The 16,575-nt window shown below is 67.5% G+C and carries 17 protein-coding genes; 8 read left to right on the forward strand and 9 right to left on the reverse strand.

Features of this window, described 5'->3' with window-relative positions:
• Positions 1–79: 79 nt before the first annotated feature.
• Positions 80–457 (forward strand): SHOCT domain-containing protein, encoded by a 378-nt coding sequence (locus tag AZG88_RS29825; RefSeq protein WP_005248631.1) that lies wholly within the window; start codon positions 80–82, stop codon positions 455–457.
• 56 nt (positions 458–513) lie between these two features.
• Here AZG88_RS29825 and AZG88_RS29830 read toward each other — a convergent pair whose 3' ends face one another.
• Positions 514–1,407, reverse strand: a complete 894-nt coding sequence (locus tag AZG88_RS29830; protein ID WP_061699947.1) for a LysR family transcriptional regulator — start codon at positions 1,405–1,407, stop codon at positions 514–516.
• Between the two features lie 72 nt (positions 1,408–1,479).
• Between AZG88_RS29830 and AZG88_RS29835 the strand changes: the two genes are divergently transcribed.
• From AZG88_RS29835 to AZG88_RS29845, 3 genes are read left to right on the forward strand one after another with little or no spacing between them, the layout of a single operon-like run.
• Positions 1,480–2,397, forward strand: a complete 918-nt coding sequence (locus tag AZG88_RS29835) for an EamA family transporter (RefSeq protein ID WP_061699948.1) — start codon at positions 1,480–1,482, stop codon at positions 2,395–2,397.
• 25 nt (positions 2,398–2,422) lie between these two features.
• On the forward strand, positions 2,423–3,676 hold the full coding sequence (locus tag AZG88_RS29840; protein ID WP_005248635.1) for a Mur ligase family protein: 1,254 nt from the start codon (positions 2,423–2,425) through the stop codon (positions 3,674–3,676).
• Entirely contained in the window at positions 3,669–4,379 is a 711-nt protein-coding gene (locus AZG88_RS29845) for a type 1 glutamine amidotransferase (protein WP_061041146.1), read from the forward strand. The genes AZG88_RS29840 and AZG88_RS29845 overlap by 8 nt, the downstream gene beginning before the upstream one ends.
• Positions 4,380–4,463: 84 nt before the next feature.
• On the opposite strand, the gene AZG88_RS29850 is transcribed toward AZG88_RS29845, so the two are convergent.
• Positions 4,464–5,477 carry a type IV toxin-antitoxin system AbiEi family antitoxin domain-containing protein gene (locus AZG88_RS29850; protein ID WP_061041145.1) on the reverse strand — a complete coding sequence of 338 codons (1,014 nt, stop codon included), beginning with the start codon at positions 5,475–5,477 and terminating at the stop codon, positions 4,464–4,466.
• Between the two features lie 206 nt (positions 5,478–5,683).
• On the opposite strand from AZG88_RS29850, the gene AZG88_RS29855 reads away from it, so the two are divergent.
• Together AZG88_RS29855 and AZG88_RS29860 are read left to right on the forward strand one after the other, a co-directional pair.
• Positions 5,684–6,130 (forward strand): SRPBCC family protein, encoded by a 447-nt coding sequence (locus tag AZG88_RS29855; protein WP_054248050.1) that lies wholly within the window; start codon positions 5,684–5,686, stop codon positions 6,128–6,130.
• On the forward strand, positions 6,127–6,459 hold the full coding sequence (locus tag AZG88_RS29860) for an ArsR/SmtB family transcription factor (RefSeq protein WP_005248640.1): 333 nt from the start codon (positions 6,127–6,129) through the stop codon (positions 6,457–6,459). The genes AZG88_RS29855 and AZG88_RS29860 overlap by 4 nt, the downstream gene beginning before the upstream one ends.
• A 125-nt stretch (positions 6,460–6,584) precedes the next feature.
• On the opposite strand, the gene AZG88_RS29865 is transcribed toward AZG88_RS29860, so the two are convergent.
• The 5 genes from AZG88_RS29865 to AZG88_RS29885 all read right to left on the reverse strand — a co-directional run bounded on the left by AZG88_RS29865 (position 6,585) and on the right by AZG88_RS29885 (position 10,207).
• Positions 6,585–8,042, reverse strand: a complete 1,458-nt coding sequence (locus tag AZG88_RS29865) for an MFS transporter (RefSeq protein WP_061041143.1) — start codon at positions 8,040–8,042, stop codon at positions 6,585–6,587.
• An 84-nt stretch (positions 8,043–8,126) separates the two neighbouring features.
• Positions 8,127–8,699 (reverse strand): TetR/AcrR family transcriptional regulator, encoded by a 573-nt coding sequence (locus tag AZG88_RS29870; protein WP_005253374.1) that lies wholly within the window; start codon positions 8,697–8,699, stop codon positions 8,127–8,129.
• Positions 8,696–9,304, reverse strand: a complete 609-nt coding sequence (gene recR, locus AZG88_RS29875; RefSeq protein ID WP_005248644.1) for a recombination mediator RecR — start codon at positions 9,302–9,304, stop codon at positions 8,696–8,698. The genes AZG88_RS29870 and recR overlap by 4 nt, the downstream gene beginning before the upstream one ends.
• Before the next feature lie 9 nt (positions 9,305–9,313).
• On the reverse strand, positions 9,314–9,655 hold the full coding sequence (locus AZG88_RS29880) for a YbaB/EbfC family nucleoid-associated protein (protein ID WP_005248645.1): 342 nt from the start codon (positions 9,653–9,655) through the stop codon (positions 9,314–9,316).
• 117 nt (positions 9,656–9,772) lie between these two features.
• Positions 9,773–10,207: an SRPBCC family protein gene (locus AZG88_RS29885; RefSeq protein ID WP_005248646.1), complete on the reverse strand. Its 435-nt coding sequence runs from the start codon at positions 10,205–10,207 to the stop codon at positions 9,773–9,775.
• A 248-nt stretch (positions 10,208–10,455) separates the two neighbouring features.
• Here AZG88_RS29885 and AZG88_RS29890 point away from each other — a divergent pair, with 248 nt between their 5' ends.
• Both AZG88_RS29890 and AZG88_RS29895 read left to right on the forward strand, forming a co-directional pair.
• Positions 10,456–11,907 carry an FAD-binding oxidoreductase gene (locus AZG88_RS29890; RefSeq protein ID WP_061699949.1) on the forward strand — a complete coding sequence of 484 codons (1,452 nt, stop codon included), beginning with the start codon at positions 10,456–10,458 and terminating at the stop codon, positions 11,905–11,907.
• Entirely contained in the window at positions 11,904–13,205 is a 1,302-nt protein-coding gene (locus tag AZG88_RS29895; RefSeq protein WP_005248649.1) for a class I SAM-dependent methyltransferase, read from the forward strand. Before AZG88_RS29890 ends, AZG88_RS29895 begins: the two co-directional genes overlap by 4 nt.
• Positions 13,206–13,228: 23 nt before the next feature.
• On the opposite strand, the gene AZG88_RS29900 is transcribed toward AZG88_RS29895, so the two are convergent.
• Positions 13,229–14,278, reverse strand: coding sequence for a type IV toxin-antitoxin system AbiEi family antitoxin domain-containing protein (locus AZG88_RS29900; RefSeq protein ID WP_061699950.1), 1,050 nt, complete (start codon positions 14,276–14,278; stop codon positions 13,229–13,231).
• A 157-nt stretch (positions 14,279–14,435) separates the two neighbouring features.
• The gene (locus AZG88_RS29905; protein WP_025431691.1) at positions 14,436–16,574 is read right to left on the reverse strand and encodes a 3-hydroxyacyl-CoA dehydrogenase NAD-binding domain-containing protein; all 2,139 of its coding nucleotides are present in this window, start codon (positions 16,572–16,574) and stop codon (positions 14,436–14,438) included.
• Position 16,575: the final 1 nt, after the last annotated feature.

Genomic DNA, 16,575 nt, shown 5'->3' on the forward strand with positions numbered 1-16,575 from the left:
CTGTTTCGGATGACGCGGGCGCCCCGGCCCGGTGCGATAGTCGGCGCAGAGTGAATTCGACTGTGAATGGAGCGCTGCAATGGACTCTTTCTGGGACTTTCTCTGGGTGATCATCGTCACCTTCGGCTTCGTGGCCTACCTGATCCTGTTGTTCTCCATCATCACCGACCTGTTCCGCGACCATAAGACGTCGGGCTGGGCGAAGGCCATCTGGATCGTCTTCCTGTTCTTCATCCCGCTGCTGACCGCGCTCGTGTATCTCATCGTCAAGAGCGACGGCATGGCCCAGCGGTCGATGGCGGCCGCGCAGCAGGTGAAGCAGGCGCAGGACAGCTACATCCGTTCCGTGGCGGGCAAGTCCTCGGCCGAGCAGATCGCGGACGCGAAGGCCCTGCTCGATGCAGGCACCATCACACAGCAGGAGTACGAGACGCTGAAGGCCAAGGCGCTGGCCTGACCCGCACCGTCACCGTCGAAGGCCCGCCCCGGTGCGGGCCTTCGTGCTGTCGGGGGTCAGTCCCGCACCCGTGACGCGACGTCCCGGAACGCCTGCAGCACCGTGGCCACCGCGGGGACGTCGTCGGCTGCCGGCCGCCGGGCCAGTTCGTAGATCCGGGCCGCGCGCACCCCGGCGAGCGGCAGCTGCACCACCGTGCGGCTCGTCACCGCATGGCGGGCCAGCAGGGCCACGCCGTGACCGCCGGCGACGAGTTCCTCGATGACCCGGAAGTCGTTGATGCGCATCACCACATGCGGCTGCACACCGGTCGCGGCGGCCACCGACATCAGCACGTCGTCGACGGGGAACCCGCCGCGCACACTGATCCACCTCTCGTCCGCCAACTGGTCCGGGCGGACCGCATCCTGTTCGGCGAGCGGATGGCCGGGCGGCAGGATGAGGTCGATGGGTTCGCGCATCAGCGGTTCAGCCGTCACCCGCGGCGAGGACGAGTCCGGGGCCCGCTCGTCGCGATGCGTCAGCACCACGTCGTAATCGGCGAGCAGGGTGGGCACCGAGGCGGCGGGCAGGTCCTCGTCGCGCGCCTGCACGTCCACCCCACTGCCTTCGAGCGCGTCCAACAGTCCGGGCAGCAGCAGCGCGGCCCCGGACGGGAACAGCGCCACCCGCACCCGGCCGCGCGGCGAACCGCGGTAGGCGCTCATCTCCGCCGCCGCGCGGTCCAGGGCGGCCACGACGTCGTCGGCGCGGACGACGAGCGCCTGACCGGCGTCCGTGAGCCGCAACCGGCGGCCGGCGGGTTCGAGCAGGGTCACCCCGGCCTCCCGCGAGAGGATCTTGAGCTGCTGCGACACCGCCGACGGCGTCATCGACAACGCCTGCGCGGTCGCCGCCACCGTGCCGCGGTCCGCGAGCTCGCGCAGCACGCGCAACCGGGTCGCATCCATGTAGCAAAACTACATTGATAGTGCACTTTAATGCGCTTGTCCTGATTGTTTCCGGCCCTCACGATGGAAGGCATGACCTCCCGCGACCGGCTGCTCGGACTCACCGTCGTCGTCCTGTGGGGGCTCAACTTCCTCGCCATTCGCGCGGGCCTCGATCACTTCCCACCGTTCTTCTTCGCCGCGCTGCGATTCTTCGTCATCGCGATCCCGGTGATCCTGTTCGTTCCCCGACCGCAGGTCCCGCTGAAGTGGCTGCTGGTGTACGGCCTCGGGTTCGGCGTCGGCCAGTTCGCCTTCCTGTTCTGGGCCATGCACGTCGGCATGCCCACCGGGCTGGCGTCGCTGGTCCTGCAGTCCTCGGCGCCGTTCACCGTGGTCCTCGGCGCGGTCCTGCTGCGGGAGCGACTGCGGCCGACGCAGGTGTGCGGGCTGCTGGTGGCGATAGCCGGGATGACAGTCATCGGCTGGGACCGCGCCCAGCACGCCGCGCTGCTGCCGGTGGCCCTGACGCTGCTCGCGGGACTGTCGTGGGCGCTGGGCAACATCGGCAACCGCAAGGCCGCGTCCGATCAGCCGATGCGCCTGATGCTGTGGATGTGCGTCATTCCGCCGCTGCCGATGCTGGCGCTGTCGTTCGGCGTCGAGGGTCCGTCGGCGGGCTGGGACTCCCTGACGTCGTCACTGGACGGCAACGGCCCGCTCGCGCTCGCAGGCCTCGCCTACATCGTGATCCTCGGCACGGTCGCGGGCTCGGGTCTGTGGACGGCACTGCTCAGCCGCTACCCCGCCGGGATGGTCGCACCGTTCTCCCTGCTGGTTCCCATCGTCGGGATCGGGGCGTCCTGGCTGGTGCTGCACGAGGAGCCGAGCGTCCTGTCGCTGATCGGCGGGGCCGTCGTCATCGCCGGTGCCGCCGCCACCCAGGTGCGTGGCAGGGTGCGTCCGAGCACACTTTCGCACTCACCTGCACCCGCGCGAGTCGGCGTCTGACCGGACCCTGTGCAAAACTCGCGGAGTGAGTACTGGAACTGGGATCACGACGCGCGGCAAGCTCGCCCTGCGCGCAGCGGCGGCGGCCTCCTGGGCGTCGCAGAAGGCGGGCCGCGGCAAGGGCTCGATGATCGGCGGACTGATCGCCCTGAAGATCGACCCGACACTGATGGAGCAGCTCGGCGCCGGCCGACGCACCGCGGTGATCACCGGCACCAACGGCAAGTCCACCACCACCCGGATGACCGCGGCGGCGCTCTCCACCCTCGGTGAGGTCGCGACACAGGCGGACGGCGCCAACATGGACGCCGGCATCGTCGCGGCGCTCAGCACCCGCGTCCACGCGCCCCTCGCCGCCCTCGAGGTCGACGAGCTCCACGTCCCGCACGTCAGCGACGCCGTCAACCCCGAGGCCCTCGTTCTGCTCAACCTCAGCCGCGACCAGCTCGACCGGGTCGGCGAGATCAACATGATCGAACGCAAACTCCGCGCCTGCGTCGCCGCGCACCCGGAGGCCGTCGTGATCGCCAACTGCGACGACGTCCTCGTCACCTCGGTGGCCTACGACGCGAAGAACGTCGTCTGGGTCGCCGCCGGGGGCGGATGGGCCAGCGATGCCGCCAGCTGTCCGCGCACCGGTGAACCCATCGTGTGGGAGGGCTCGCACTGGCGCAGCACGGGTTCCGACTTCGCGCGCCCGACCCCCGACTGGTGGCTGGACGACGAAAACCTGTACGGGCCCGACGGTCTGAAGATCCCGATGACCCTCGCCCTGCCCGGACGCGCCAACCGCGGCAACGCCGCGCAGGCCGTCGCTGCGGCCGTTGCGATGGGCGCGAAGGCGGAGGACGCCGTCGCCGCGGCGGCCACCGTCCAGGAAGTCGCAGGCCGCTACAGCACCGTCGAGGTCGGGTCGCACTCCGTGCACATGCTGCTCGCCAAGAATCCCGCCGGCTGGCAGGAAGCGCTGTCGATGATCGACCCCACCGTCGACGGACTCGTGATCGCCGTCAACGGGCAGGTTCCCGACGGCGAGGACCTGTCCTGGCTGTGGGACGTGCGGTTCGAGCACTTCGAGGGCGTCAAGGTGGTGGCCGCCGGCGAACGCGGCACCGACCTGGCCGTCCGCCTCACGTACGCCGGCGTCGAGCACACGCTCGACCCGAACCCGTTGCGGGCCATCGCGTCCTGCCCGCCCGGACGCGTCGAGGTGCTCGCCAACTACACCGCCTTCCGCGACCTCAACACCGCCATCGCGAAGGAGGCGCGCAATGTCTGACTCGACCGTACGCATCGGCCTGGTGCTGCCCGACGTGATGGGCACCTACGGCGACGGCGGCAACGCCCTGATCCTCCGGCAGCGACTGCGCATGCGCGGATACGACGCGGAGATCGTCGAGATCACGCTGAACGACCCGGTCCCGGAGTCCCTCGACGTCTACACGCTCGGTGGGGCCGAGGACTCGGCGCAGCGCCTCGCCACCCGGCACCTCGCCAAGTACCCCGGACTGCAGAAGGCTGCCGAACGCGGCGCCCCCGTCCTGGCGATCTGCGCCGCGATCCAGGTGCTCGGCAACTGGTACGAGACGTCGAGCGGCGAACGCGTCGACGGCGTCTCGATGCTCGACGTCACCACGTCCCCGCAGGCGACGCGTTCCATCGGTGAAGTGATCACGACACCACGGATGGACGGGTTGACGCAGCCGCTCACGGGGTTCGAAAATCACCGCGGCGGAACCACACTCGGCGCCGAAGCCCGCGGCCTGGCCCGGGTCACGCACGGCGTCGGCAACGGCGTCGGGGACGGGCTCGAAGGCGTCGTCCAGGGTTCCGTGATCGGCACGTACATGCACGGACCCGCGCTCGCCCGCAACCCCGAACTCGCCGACCTGCTCCTGAAACGGGCGCTGGGCGTCGACGAGCTCGCGCCCCTCGACCTGCCCGAGGTCGAGCAGTTGCGCCGGGAGCGCCTGCGCGTCTAGGCACGTGAGTGGCAAAGCGTCGTCCCGTACTCTTTCGCACTCACCTCCGCAGGTGAGTGCGAAAGAGTGGCCGGGCACTCTTTCTCACTCACGTGGGCAGGCCGGACAGCGGCGCGACATGTCGGCCCATCCTTCGCGGACCAACACCCGGCGCACTTCCTCGAATACCCCGCAGGGGTCGCGGGTCGTCTCATCCCACCCGTAGACCAGCCGTGGACGGTCGGCCAGCTCCGCCGCGTTGTCGCGCCGACGGTCACGGAAACGGGACTGTTGCGCGCTGTGATACTGCTGCCCGTCGAGCCGCACGATCAGCGGCACACCCATGGGGCTGTAATCGACGTCCTCGTACAGAATCCGGCCGTCCACGACGTGCGGCATCTGACGTTTCCCGCTCGGCAGCCCGTGTGCCCGTTCGACGTCGAGTGCGTAGCGATGTTCGAGGGCCGATTGAACGCCGTCGCCGAGCAGCATCACGGCGTCGGCGATGTCGGTCGCATACCGGTGTGGACGCCGGACCTCGAGTTTCCGCCGGAGCACCTCGACGTGGACCTTGCCACTCGTGGCGGCCTCGATGAACCGGAGGGCCGCCTCCCGCGGGGTGGCCTCGGACACCGCGAGGTCGATCACCGTGTCGGCCAACGATGTCCGTGGCCGACGGAACGGGACCGAGATGTGCTCGAACGCGCGGGACCGATGGACCACGACGCCACCATGAACGAGTGCGTTGCCGACCGAGGTCGGGCGCGGACTGCCGGGTGAGCGGACAGTCGGCCCCTGATTCACCGCAGAGCAGTTGTAGGGGACGGTGATGTGGATCGGCGCCGACGGGTCGTCGACGCGGAGCAGTCCCCATTCCTCGGCCGCGGTCCGGTGACTCAGGATCGCCCGGCCGCCGTACAGGAGTGCGGCGGAGAGGGCCATCGGGCGGGTGAGCGGACCGTTGGTGACCGCGATGACGCGCGGCAGCACCCGCAGCCACTGGCCGGACACCACACGATGCCGGAGTGCTGTGGCACTGACGCCGTGCGCCCGGAGCTGTGCCGTGGTGACGACGCCGTCCTGGGCGTCGAGAATGGACTGCCATGAGTCGTGTTCCATGCCCGGAACGGTGTCGGCCCGCCCCGACAGGAACCGCCCCTCCCAACCATTTTTTCCACAGCCTGTGGATAACCCATGTGAGTGAGAACGCGCCCCCGGGCACACATCGGCACTCACCTGCGGTGCGCAACCGAAGGGTTGCAGAACGTTGGAAAGAGTGCAACCATGGAGTTGCACATCAACCGTCGTCGAAAAGGTGGCCCACCATGGACGCATCGAGCAGCATCACCCGGACCGTTGTCGTGAACGCCCCGAGATCGGCGGTGTGGGCGGCGATCACGGATCCCGACAAGATCAGCCAGTGGTTCGGGCAGCGCACGTCGCTCGACCTCAGCGTCGGCGGCAAGGCCGCCTTCACCTGGGACGAGCACGGCACCGCCCGCGCCGTCGTCACGGAGGTCGACGAACCGAACGCGTTCGGCTTCCGCTGGGCCGCCGACATGGAAGCAGACCCGGTGATCGGCAACTCCACCCTGGTGCGGTTCACGCTGTCCGAGCACGCGGCCGGCACCGAACTGACCGTCGTCGAGACCGGGTTCGACACCCTCGACCGCGACGTCGCCGACCAGAAGCGGGCCCGCGAGGGCAACGTCCAGGGCTGGCACGCCGAACTCGACGAACTGGTCGCGTACCTGCACGGCGTGAAGGCATGACAGTGGGCACGTACGCCGAACTGGCCTCGGTGTTCGCGGCGCTGTCCGACGAGACCCGCTGGGAGATCCTCACCGAACTCGGGCGGGCCGACCAGTCGGCGTCGTCGCTCGCCACCCGGCTTCCGGTGTCGCGGCAGGCCATCGCAAAGCATCTGAATGCGCTGCAGGCCTGCGGACTGGTGGAGTCGGTGAAGGTGGGCCGCGAGATCCGCTACCGCGCGCTGGGCGCCGAGCTCAACAAGACGGCGCGGACGCTGGAACGGATCGGCGCCGAGTGGGATCGCCGGCTGGCCGCCATCAAGCAGATCGCGGAATCGATGGAGGAGTAAAGACCCCAGACAGGGGTTCGGCCGGGAATGCTTCTGCATTCTCGGCCGGATCTCTGCTTCTCGAGTTTTCTCTGCTCACAGGTACATTTCCTCGATCCGCATCACTGACGATACACGCGAGTGATCTACGTCACAAGAGGCTCTACCGGACTTTTCTTCATCCGATCGTGCCCCGGCAGGGCCAGGGAGACCGCGAACACGAGGACAGCCAGCACGGCGCACACCCCGTAGGCGATCGAGAATCCGGCGGCCGAGGCGACACCGCCCACCATGCTCGCCGCCAGGACCGTCGCGACCACCGCGCTGCACATGGTGGTACCCATCGTCCGCAGCAGGACGTTGACGCCGTTGGCCGCGGCCATCTGCGTGGACGGCACGGCCCGCACGATCAGCATCGGCAGTGTGCTGTACACCAGCGCGGTGCCGACGGCCGCGACACCGAGCGCCGCGATCACCATCCACAATTCCTTGTGCGGCACGGTGTGCAGCGCGTAGCCGAGGACAAGACAGATCGCGCCCGACAGGATCGTCACCTTCGACCCGTAGCGTTCGGACACCCGGGCGCCGACCTGCGCGAAGACGATCATCGACAGACTCGTCGGCAGCTGGCACACCGCGGCCTGGAGGATCGTCAGGCCGTAGCCGGCGTCTCCGCGGGGCGCCTGCAGCAACTGTGTGGTGATGAGAGCGTTTCCGTAGAACGCGAACCCGACGAGAAGCGCCGTGACGTGCGGCAGCAGCACCGACCTTCGCGCCGACACCCGCAGGTCCACGAGCGGGTTCCGGTTGCGCAGCTGCTGATGTCCCCACAACGCGAACAGGAACACCGCGGACGCGAACATGCCCAGCACCGCGGGACTTCCCCAGCCCCACGAGCTGCCCTGCGTGATCGGCACGAGCAGGCAGACGAGGGCCGCGGTCAGACCGACGGCGCCGACGCCGTCGAACCGCCCGCCAGACCGCACCTCGGACTCGCGGATGAACAGCACCGCGGCCGTGGTGACCGCAAGCCCGATTCCCGCGATGACCCAGAAGAGGACGTGCCAGTTGGAGTACTCGGCGACGGAGGCCGCGAACGGCAGTCCGAGCGCCGTGCCGATCCCGAGGGTCGAGCTCATCATGGCGATGGCGCCGTTGACCTTCTCCCGCGGCAATTCGTCGCGGAGGATCGAGATTCCGACCGGGATGACGGCGGCACCTGCCCCCTGCAGTCCCCGCGCGAAGATCAGGAACGCGATGTCGGACGTCACGGCGCAGATCAACGCTCCGAGCGTCATGAAGACGAAGGCGACGAGAAGCATCCGCTTCTTGCCGAACATGTCGGCGAGCCTGCCGAAGATCGGGGTGACGACCGCGCCGACCAGGAGGGTGGTGGTGATCAGCCAGGACACCGACGTCTGACTCGCGCCGGTGAACGTCGGCATGCTGGGCAGGAGGGGCACCATGACCGTCTGCAGGACGGCCTGGAACACGCCCGCGAACGCGAGAATCGGGAAGAGGTAACGCGATCCGCCGGCAGAGTCCGGCGGTGCGACCGGCTGATCCGCAAGCGCCGACAGTGGGCGCGGCAACGAGATCGTCAAGCGTCACCCCTTGCACAGCTGGTAAATGGTTGTTCACCAGATTAGGTGAACAACCATTTACCCCGCAAGCCGGACAATCCGCCCTCAGCCGTCGAGCAACTCCTGCACCAGCGGGGCGTAGTGCGCCACCACCTCTTCCGGGGTGCCCGTCGCGTGCTCCTGCATCATCTTGCGACGCATGACGGCGAGACCCGTCAGCATCGACATCACCAGTTCGGCGCGCAGCCGGGCATTCGGCCCGGGCAGTCGTTCGGCCAGCGCGTCGATCATCTGCGCCGAATAGTTGGCGCGGAGCTTGCGGCTGCTCTCCTCGCTCGGCCCACTCATGAACAGAATGTTCAACGACAGCGGCTTGTACGGCTCGAGCGGCCGCGCGAACATCGACACCATCCGCTCACCGAGACCGTCCAGCGGACCGCTGAACACGATCTCCGCGGCCGCGCGGAAATCGACGAGCGCGTCGAACAACTGCTCCTTCGACCCGAAGTACTTGATGATCAGCGGTGCGCTGACCCCGGCGTCCTCGGCGATGTCCTTGAGCGTGATCTCCCGGTACGGACGCGTCGCAAACGCCCGACCGGCCGCGTCGACGATCAGCGACCGCGACTGCTCGGCCGTCCGCTTCACCGGCGCGGCAGTGCCCGGATCCGACGTCACAGCGTGCGTCTCCCCGACAACGCCCTGCCCAGCGTGAGCTCGTCGGCGAACTCGAGGTCGCCGCCCATCGGCAGACCCGACGCGAGCCGGCTGACCGTCAGCCCGGGGAAGTCCCGCAGCATCCGCACCAGATACGTCGCGGTGGCCTCCCCCTCGGTGTTGGGGTCGGTCGCGATGATCACCTCGGAGACGTCGACGCCGTCCTCCTGATTGCCGATGCGCGCGAGCAACTCCCGGATACGGAGCTGATCGGGGCCCACCCCGGACAGCGGATCCAGCGCGCCGCCCAGGACGTGATAGCGGCCCTTGAACTCGCGCGTGCGCTCGACGGCCTGGACGTCCTTCGGCTCCTCGACCACACAGATCACCGTGCGGTCACGGCGCGGATCGGCGCAGATGCGGCAGTGCTCCTTGTCGGAGACCGTGCCGCACACCACGCAGAACTGGACGCCGTCGCGCACCCGCTGCAGCGCATTCTTGAGCCGGTCGATCTCCGGCGGCTCGACGCTGAGCAGGTGGAACGCGATGCGCTGTGCGCTCTTCGGCCCGACGCCGGGCAGCTTGCCGAGCTCGTCGATCAGATCCTGAACCGGACCTTCGTACACGCCGCGCCTCTAGAAACCGGGGAGACCGGGCAGGCCTCCCCCACCGAATCCACCCGCGAGCGGACCGAGCTTCTGCGCCGCGATCTCCTGCGCCTTGTTCGACGCGTCCTCGATCGCACCGATCACGAGGTCCTGCAGAGTCTCCACGTCGTCGGGATCGACGACCTTCGGATCGATCTTCAGACCGACCACTTCACCTGTCCCCTTGACCGTCGCGGTCACGAGTCCGCCACCGGCCTGCCCGGTGACCTCGGCCTCGGCCATCTCCTGCTGAGCGGCCATCAGCTGCTGCTGCATCTGCTGTGCCTGCGCGAGGAGCTGCGACATGTCGGGTTGTCCACCTGGTTGCACTGACGTGGTCCTTTCTGCTGTTTCCCCTGCCAGAGTAGACCGTGACCGTCAGCGCGGTCCGGCGCCGACGCCGTCGTGGGACTCACCACGACGGCGCCGGAGCGAACCGGCGTCGCGTCAGGCGAGTTCGCGCTCCAGGTTCGCCAGCACCTGCCCCTGAATCTTCTTCAGACCCAGCGGGGCGAACGTCTTCTCGAAGAAGCCCCCGATGCCGCCCGCGCCCTTCCACTCGGTGGTCGTGGTGACCGTCGAACCGCTGCCGCTCGGGGCGACGACCCAGGTGGTGACGAGCGACGAGTTCGCGTCCGTCTCGGTGATCGTGTTGCCCGCCACGGTGACCGTGGCCTTGATGTCACGGGACCGCTTCTCGGTGGCCTTCAACGTCCACTGCGCGACGGTGCCGCCGCCCTGCCCGCCCTCGAGGACGCGGTAGTCCAGGTACTGCTCCGAGAGGATGCGCGGACGCACCGTCTCGTAGTCCGTCAAAGCCGCGAGCGCCTTCTCCGGTGTGGCTGCGACGGTGATCGAACTGCTCGCGCTGACCTGGCCCACTGTTCTGACTCCTCTTGTACGATTTGTACGAAACTGCTTCCTCCTCTCATCCTGCCTTCCGTCCGCGAGTCCGGGCGATGACGTGGCAATCTATTGTGAGGTAGCTCACTTCGACGTGGTCACGACCCGCACATTGATGAGACATTTGTGTGAATCTTCGGTCGACCGCGCCGATATGCGTGGCCTGAACCCGCGGAGAGGGATAGCGTCAGGGTGTGGCTGCCTCTTCGGTTGAACTACTGAAAAGCATGCGGGAGGGTGGACGCCCCTTCCGTGCGCATCGCACTCTGCCCGTCACCGGGATCGACGCTCACCGCGCCGGCGTCGAACGGCTTCTCGCGTCCTACCGCGCGATTCCCACGGACGCCACCGTGCGACTCGCGAAGAAGACGTCCAACCTGTTCCGGGCGCGGGCCCAGACCAGCGCACCCGGCCTCGACGTCTCCGGCCTCGGCGGAGTCATCTCGGTCGACGAGCAGGCCCGGACCGCGGATGTCGCCGGAATGTGCACGTACGAAGACCTGGTGGACGCCACCCTGCCGTACGGGCTGGTGCCGCTGGTGGTTCCGCAGCTCAAGACCATCACACTCGGCGGCGCGGTCACCGGCCTCGGCATCGAGTCGACGTCGTTCCGCAACGGGCTCCCCCACGAATCGGTCCTCGAGATCGACGTCCTGACCGGCAGCGGCGACATCGTCACCGCGACACCGGAAGGCGAGAACTCCGACCTGTTCTGGGGATTCCCCAACTCCTACGGAACCCTCGGCTACTCCACACGACTGCGCATCCAGCTCGAGCCCGTCAAACGGTATGTGGCACTGCGCCATCTGCGTTTCGACTCCCTGGACGAGCTGCAGTCGGCGATGGATCGCATCGTCACCGAGCGCGTCCACGACGCCATCCCCGTCGACTACCTGGACGGCGTCGTGTTCACCGCGTCCGAGAGTTACCTGACGCTGGGCCATCAGACCGACGAGGGCGGCCCCGTCAGCGACTACACCGGGCAGAGCATCTTCTACCGGTCCATCCGGCACAGTTCCGTGAACCACCCCAAAACGGACAAACTCACCATCCGAGACTACCTGTGGCGCTGGGACACCGACTGGTTCTGGTGCTCGCGCGCCTTCGGCGCCCAGAACCCCACCATCCGCCGGCTGTGGCCGAAGAACCTCCTCCGCAGCAGCTTCTACTGGAAGCTCATCGCCCTCGACCACAAGTACGACATCGGCGACCGCCTCGAGAAGCGCAAGGGCAACCCGCCGCGCGAACGCGTCGTGCAGGACGTCGAAGTGCCCATCGAGCGCACCGCGGACTTCGTCCGCTGGTTCCTCGACGAGATCCCCATCGAACCGCTGTGGCTGTGCCCGTTGCGGTTGCGGGAACCCGCCCCCGCCGGCGCGTCCTCGCAACGCCCCTGGCCCCTGTACCCCCTCGAACCGAAACGCACGTACGTGAACATCGGATTCTGGTCATCGGTGCCCATCGTTCCGGGCCGACCCGAGGGGGCCGCGAATCGGCTGATCGAAGACAAGGTCAGTGACTTCGACGGACACAAGTCCCTCTACTCCGATTCGTACTATTCACGAGAAGATTTCGAACGTCTCTACTACGGCGGCGATCGATACACGGAACTGAAAAAACGCTACGACCCGAAATCACGATTACTGGACCTTTTCTCCAAGGCGGTGCAACGTCGATGACAACTCTGAAAGCTTCACACTCCCAAGACCACAAGCTGACCATCGCAGAGATTCTCGAAACTCTGTCCGACGGCATGCTCCCCCTGCGGTTCTCCGCCTACGACGGCAGCGCCGCCGGCCCGGAGGACGCCCCCTACGGTCTTCACCTCAAGACCACCCGGGGCACCACTTACCTGGCGACCGCCCCCGGCGACCTCGGCATGGCCCGGGCCTACGTGTCCGGCGACCTCGAGGCCCGCGGCGTCCACCCCGGCGACCCGTACGAGATCCTCCGCGTGATGGGCGACGAACTGCACTTTCGTCGTCCGTCCGCGCTCACTCTCGCCGCCATCACGCGCTCGCTCGGCTGGGATCTGCTGCGCCCCATCGCCCCTCCCCCGCAGGAGCATCTCCCGCGGTGGCGTCGAGTCGCGGAAGGGTTGCGGCACTCCAAGTCCCGTGACGCCGAGGTCATCCACCACCACTACGACGTCTCGAACACCTTCTACGAGTATGTCCTCGGCCCGTCCATGACGTACACGTGCGCCTGCTACGAGAACGCCGAGCAGACCCTCGAAGAGGCACAGGACAACAAGTACCGCCTCGTGTTCGAGAAGCTCGGCCTCCAGCCCGGCGACCGACTGCTCGACATCGGTTGCGGCTGGGGATCGATGGTCCGGTACGCCGCCCGCCGCGGCGTCAAGGTCATCGGCGCCACCCTGTCCCGCGAACAGGCCGAATGGGCACAGAAGGCCATCGCCGAAGAAGGACTGTCCGACCTCGCCGAGGTCCGGTTCTCCGACTACCGCGACGTCCCCGAGACCGGATTCGACGCCATCTCGTCGATCGGCCTGACCGAGCACATCGGCGTCGGCAACTACCCCGCCTACTTCGGGCTGCTGCAGAGCAAGCTCCGCGAGGGCGGCCGGCTGCTGAACCACTGCATCACCCGGCCCGACAACCAGAGTCAGGCACGCGCAGGCGGCTTCATCGACAGGTACGTCTTCCCCGACGGCGAACTCACCGGCTCCGGACGCATCATCTCCGAAATCCAGAACGTCGGACTCGAGGTGCGGCACGAGGAGAATCTGCGCGAGCACTACGCACTCACCCTCGCCGGATGGTGCCAGAACCTCGTCGACAACTGGGATGCCTGCGTCGCCGAGGTCGGTGAAGGCACCGCACGTGTCTGGGGTCTCTACATGGCCGGGTCGCGACTGGGCTTCGAACGCAACGTCGTTCAGCTGCACCAGGTCCTCGCCGTCAAGCTCGGCCCCAAGGGCGAGGCGCATGTGCCGCTGCGTCCCTGGTGGAAGTAGGCGGCTCCGCCGCCCGTGAGTGGTTAAGGAGTCGCTGCACTCCTTGACCACTCACAAGCCGGGCACGGCCTCTCGCCGGGCCTGATCCACCCCTCCCGCACGAGCACGGTCTCCACTTCACGGGCCACCACACACGGATTCTTCGTCACCTCGTCGAACCCGTAGACGAGCCGTGGACGCCCCTGCAGCTCCGCGGCGTTGTCGCGTCGACGGTCCCGGAACGCGACCTCTGCCATGGCATGCGCGCGGCGACCGTCGAGTCGCACGATGAGCGGCACACCGTGGTCGGAGTAGTCGCAGTCCTCGAACAGGGTGCGCCCATCCACGACCACGGGTGACTGCCGCCGCGCCCGAGGAAGCCCGTGCGCGTCCTCGACGTCGGTGGCGTAGCGGTATTCGAGCACCGACTGCACTCCGTCGGCGAGCAGTCGTACCGCATCCACGAGCGCCTTGCCGTACCGACGCGGTCGTCGCTCCCCCATGCGTCGTCGAATGTCGCGCAGTGGGATCCGGGCATTGGTCACGAGAGCGACGAGCCGGGTGTAGGCGTCCCGTGCCGTGGGCTCGGCGATCGCGAGGTCGAGCGCAGTGTCGGCTCGCGTCGTCCGAGGCGGATCCGTGTCGACGGCGATGTAATCGTGCGCCCTCGACCGGTGCACGACGACTCCCGGATGCACGACAGTTCCTTCCCGGTGGCACAGACTGACCGACGCGAGGCCCGCACCGACAACGGTCGGAGGCTGGGTGATAGCCGATCTTCCGTAAGGAACAGTGATGTGCACGGGGCGTGCCGGATCGACACGAATCATGTGCCATTCCTCGGCGGCCGTGTGGTGGCTGAGGACTGCGCCCTTGCCTCCGAAGAGCAGCGCGGCTTCCAGCGACATCTCACGAGTGATCGGTCCGTTGCTCACCGAATAGACACCGTGGAGCACAGCTTGCCATCGACCGGATTCGACGCGGTGCCGGACCCTGCTGCGGGGAAACCCGAGGGCGTGGAGTTGCGTGTGGGTGATCAGGCCGAACTGCGCGTCGGCGACATCTTTCAGGGCGGCGAATTGTGTAGAGGTCATACCGGGCACGGTCACCGAGACCCCCGACGGGTCTCGGTGTCGCACCTGGGGAAATGGATTGCCCTGTGGATAACCCACAGGTTGGGGATAACTCAGCCCGTGCGTGGTTAACGAGTCCAGAGACTCCCTAACCACGCACGGGCGGCGGAGCCGCCTGCTACTTCAGTGAGGCCGGCGGGGTGAAGCGCTCACCGTACTTGGCGGCGAGTTCTTCAGCGCGCTTGACGAAGCCGGCCTGGCCGCCTTCGTAGCCCTGGATGTACTGCGACACACCGCCGGTCCAGGCGGGGAAGCCGATACCCATGATGGAGCCGATGTTGGCGTCGGCGGTGGTGAGGAGCACGCCTTCGTCGAAGCACTTCTGCGTCTCGATGGCCTCGATGAACAGCATGCGCTCGATGAGGTCCTGGAACGGCACCTCGAGTTCCTTGGAACCGAAGTTCTCCCGGAGACCGGACCACAGGCCGGTGCGCTTGCCGTCGGCGTAGTCGTAGAAGCCGGCGCCGCCGAGCTTGCCCTTGCGGTCGAACTTGTCGACCATCGTGTTGATGACGTCGCCTGCCGGATCGGCGGGCAGTTCCTTGCCTTCGGCCTTCGCAGCTTCCGCGGTTTCCTTGCGGATCTTCTGCATCAGCGTGAGGTTCAGCTCGTCGGACAGCTGCAGCGGTGCCGCCGGGTAGCCGGCTTGCATGCCTGCCTGCTCGATGGTGGCGGGCTCGATGCCCTCCGCCAGCATGGCGATGGCCTCGTTGATGAACGTGCCGATGACGCGCGAGGTGAAGAAGCCACGCGAGTCGTTGACGACGATCGGCGTCTTGCGGATGGCCTGCACGTAATCGAAGACGCGCGCGAGGGCTTCGTCGGACGTCTTCTCGCCGCGGATGATCTCGACGAGCGGCATCTTGTCGACGGGGGAGAAGAAGTGGATTCCGATGAAGTCCTCTTGACGCTTCACACCCGTCGCCAGCCCGGTGATCGGCAGGGTCGACGTGTTCGAGCCGAGCAGGGCCGTCGGCTCGACGATGTCCTCGATCTCCTGGAACACCTTGTGCTTCAGGTCCTGCGACTCGAACACGGCCTCGATGACGAAGTCGACACCGGCGAAGTCGGCGGGGTCGGCGGTCGGCGTGATGCGGTCGAGCAGCGTCTTCGACTTCTCCTCGGTGGTCTTGCCACGCGAGAGGGCCTTGGCCTCGATGCCCTCGGAGTACGCCTTGCCCTTGTTGGCGGCCTCGATGGTGACGTCCTTGAGGACGACGTCGAAGCCGGCCTTCGCGGACACATAGGCGATGCCCGCGCCCATCATTCCGGCACCGAGCACACCGACCTTGGTGATCGGGGTCTTCTCGATGCCCTCGGGGCGGGAGGCGCCGGAGTTGATGGCCTGCAGGTCGAAGAAGAACGCCTGGATCATGTTCTTCGCGACCTGGCCGGTGACCAGCGACGTGAAGTAGCGGGCCTCGATGAGGAGCGCGTTGTCGATGTCGACCTGCGAGCCCTCGACGGCGGCGGCCATGATGGCGCGCGGTGCCGGCATGGGAGCACCCTTGAGCTGCTTGCGCAGGTTCGCGGGGAACGCGGGCAGGTTGGCTGCGAACGCCGGGGTGGACGGGGTGCCGCCGGGGATCCGGTAGCCCTTCTTGTCCCACGGCTGGACGCCGCCCTCGGGGTTGGCCTTGATCCACGCCTTCGCGGCGGGCACCAGCTCCTCGACCGAGGACACGACCTCGTCGACGAGTCCGACCTCCTTGGCCTGCACCGGTCCACGCTGCTGACCCTGGAGCAGCACCTGCATGAGCGCGTTCTGCAGGCCGAGCATGCGGACGGTGCGCACGACGCCACCGCCGCCGGGCAGCAGACCGAGGGTGACCTCGGGCAGGCCGATCTTGACGCCCTTCACGTCCGCGGCGACGCGGTGATGCGTGGCCAGCGCGATCTCGAGTCCGCCGCCGAGCGCGGCCCCGTTGATGGCGGCGACGACGGGCTTGCCGAGCGTCTCGAGGCGGCGCAGGTCCGACTTGATGGCGACGCTGTGGCTGTAGATCTCGTCGGCGTTCTCCGGGCCGACCTTGATCATGTTCTTCAGGTCGCCGCCGGCGAAGAACGTCTTCTTGCCGGACGTGATGACGACACCGGTGATGGAGTCCTTCTCGTCGACGAGGCGGTCGACGGTCGCCTTCATCGAGGAGATGTAGGCGTCGTTCATGGTGTTCGCGCCCTGGTTGGGATCGTCGATGGTGAGCACGACGATGCCGTCGGCGTCCTGCTCCCAGTTGATGATGTTCTGCTCGCTCACT

The sequence above is a fragment of the Rhodococcus sp. LB1 genome (assembly GCF_001583455.1).
GTDB lineage: Bacteria > Actinomycetota > Actinomycetes > Mycobacteriales > Mycobacteriaceae > Rhodococcus_F > Rhodococcus_F opacus.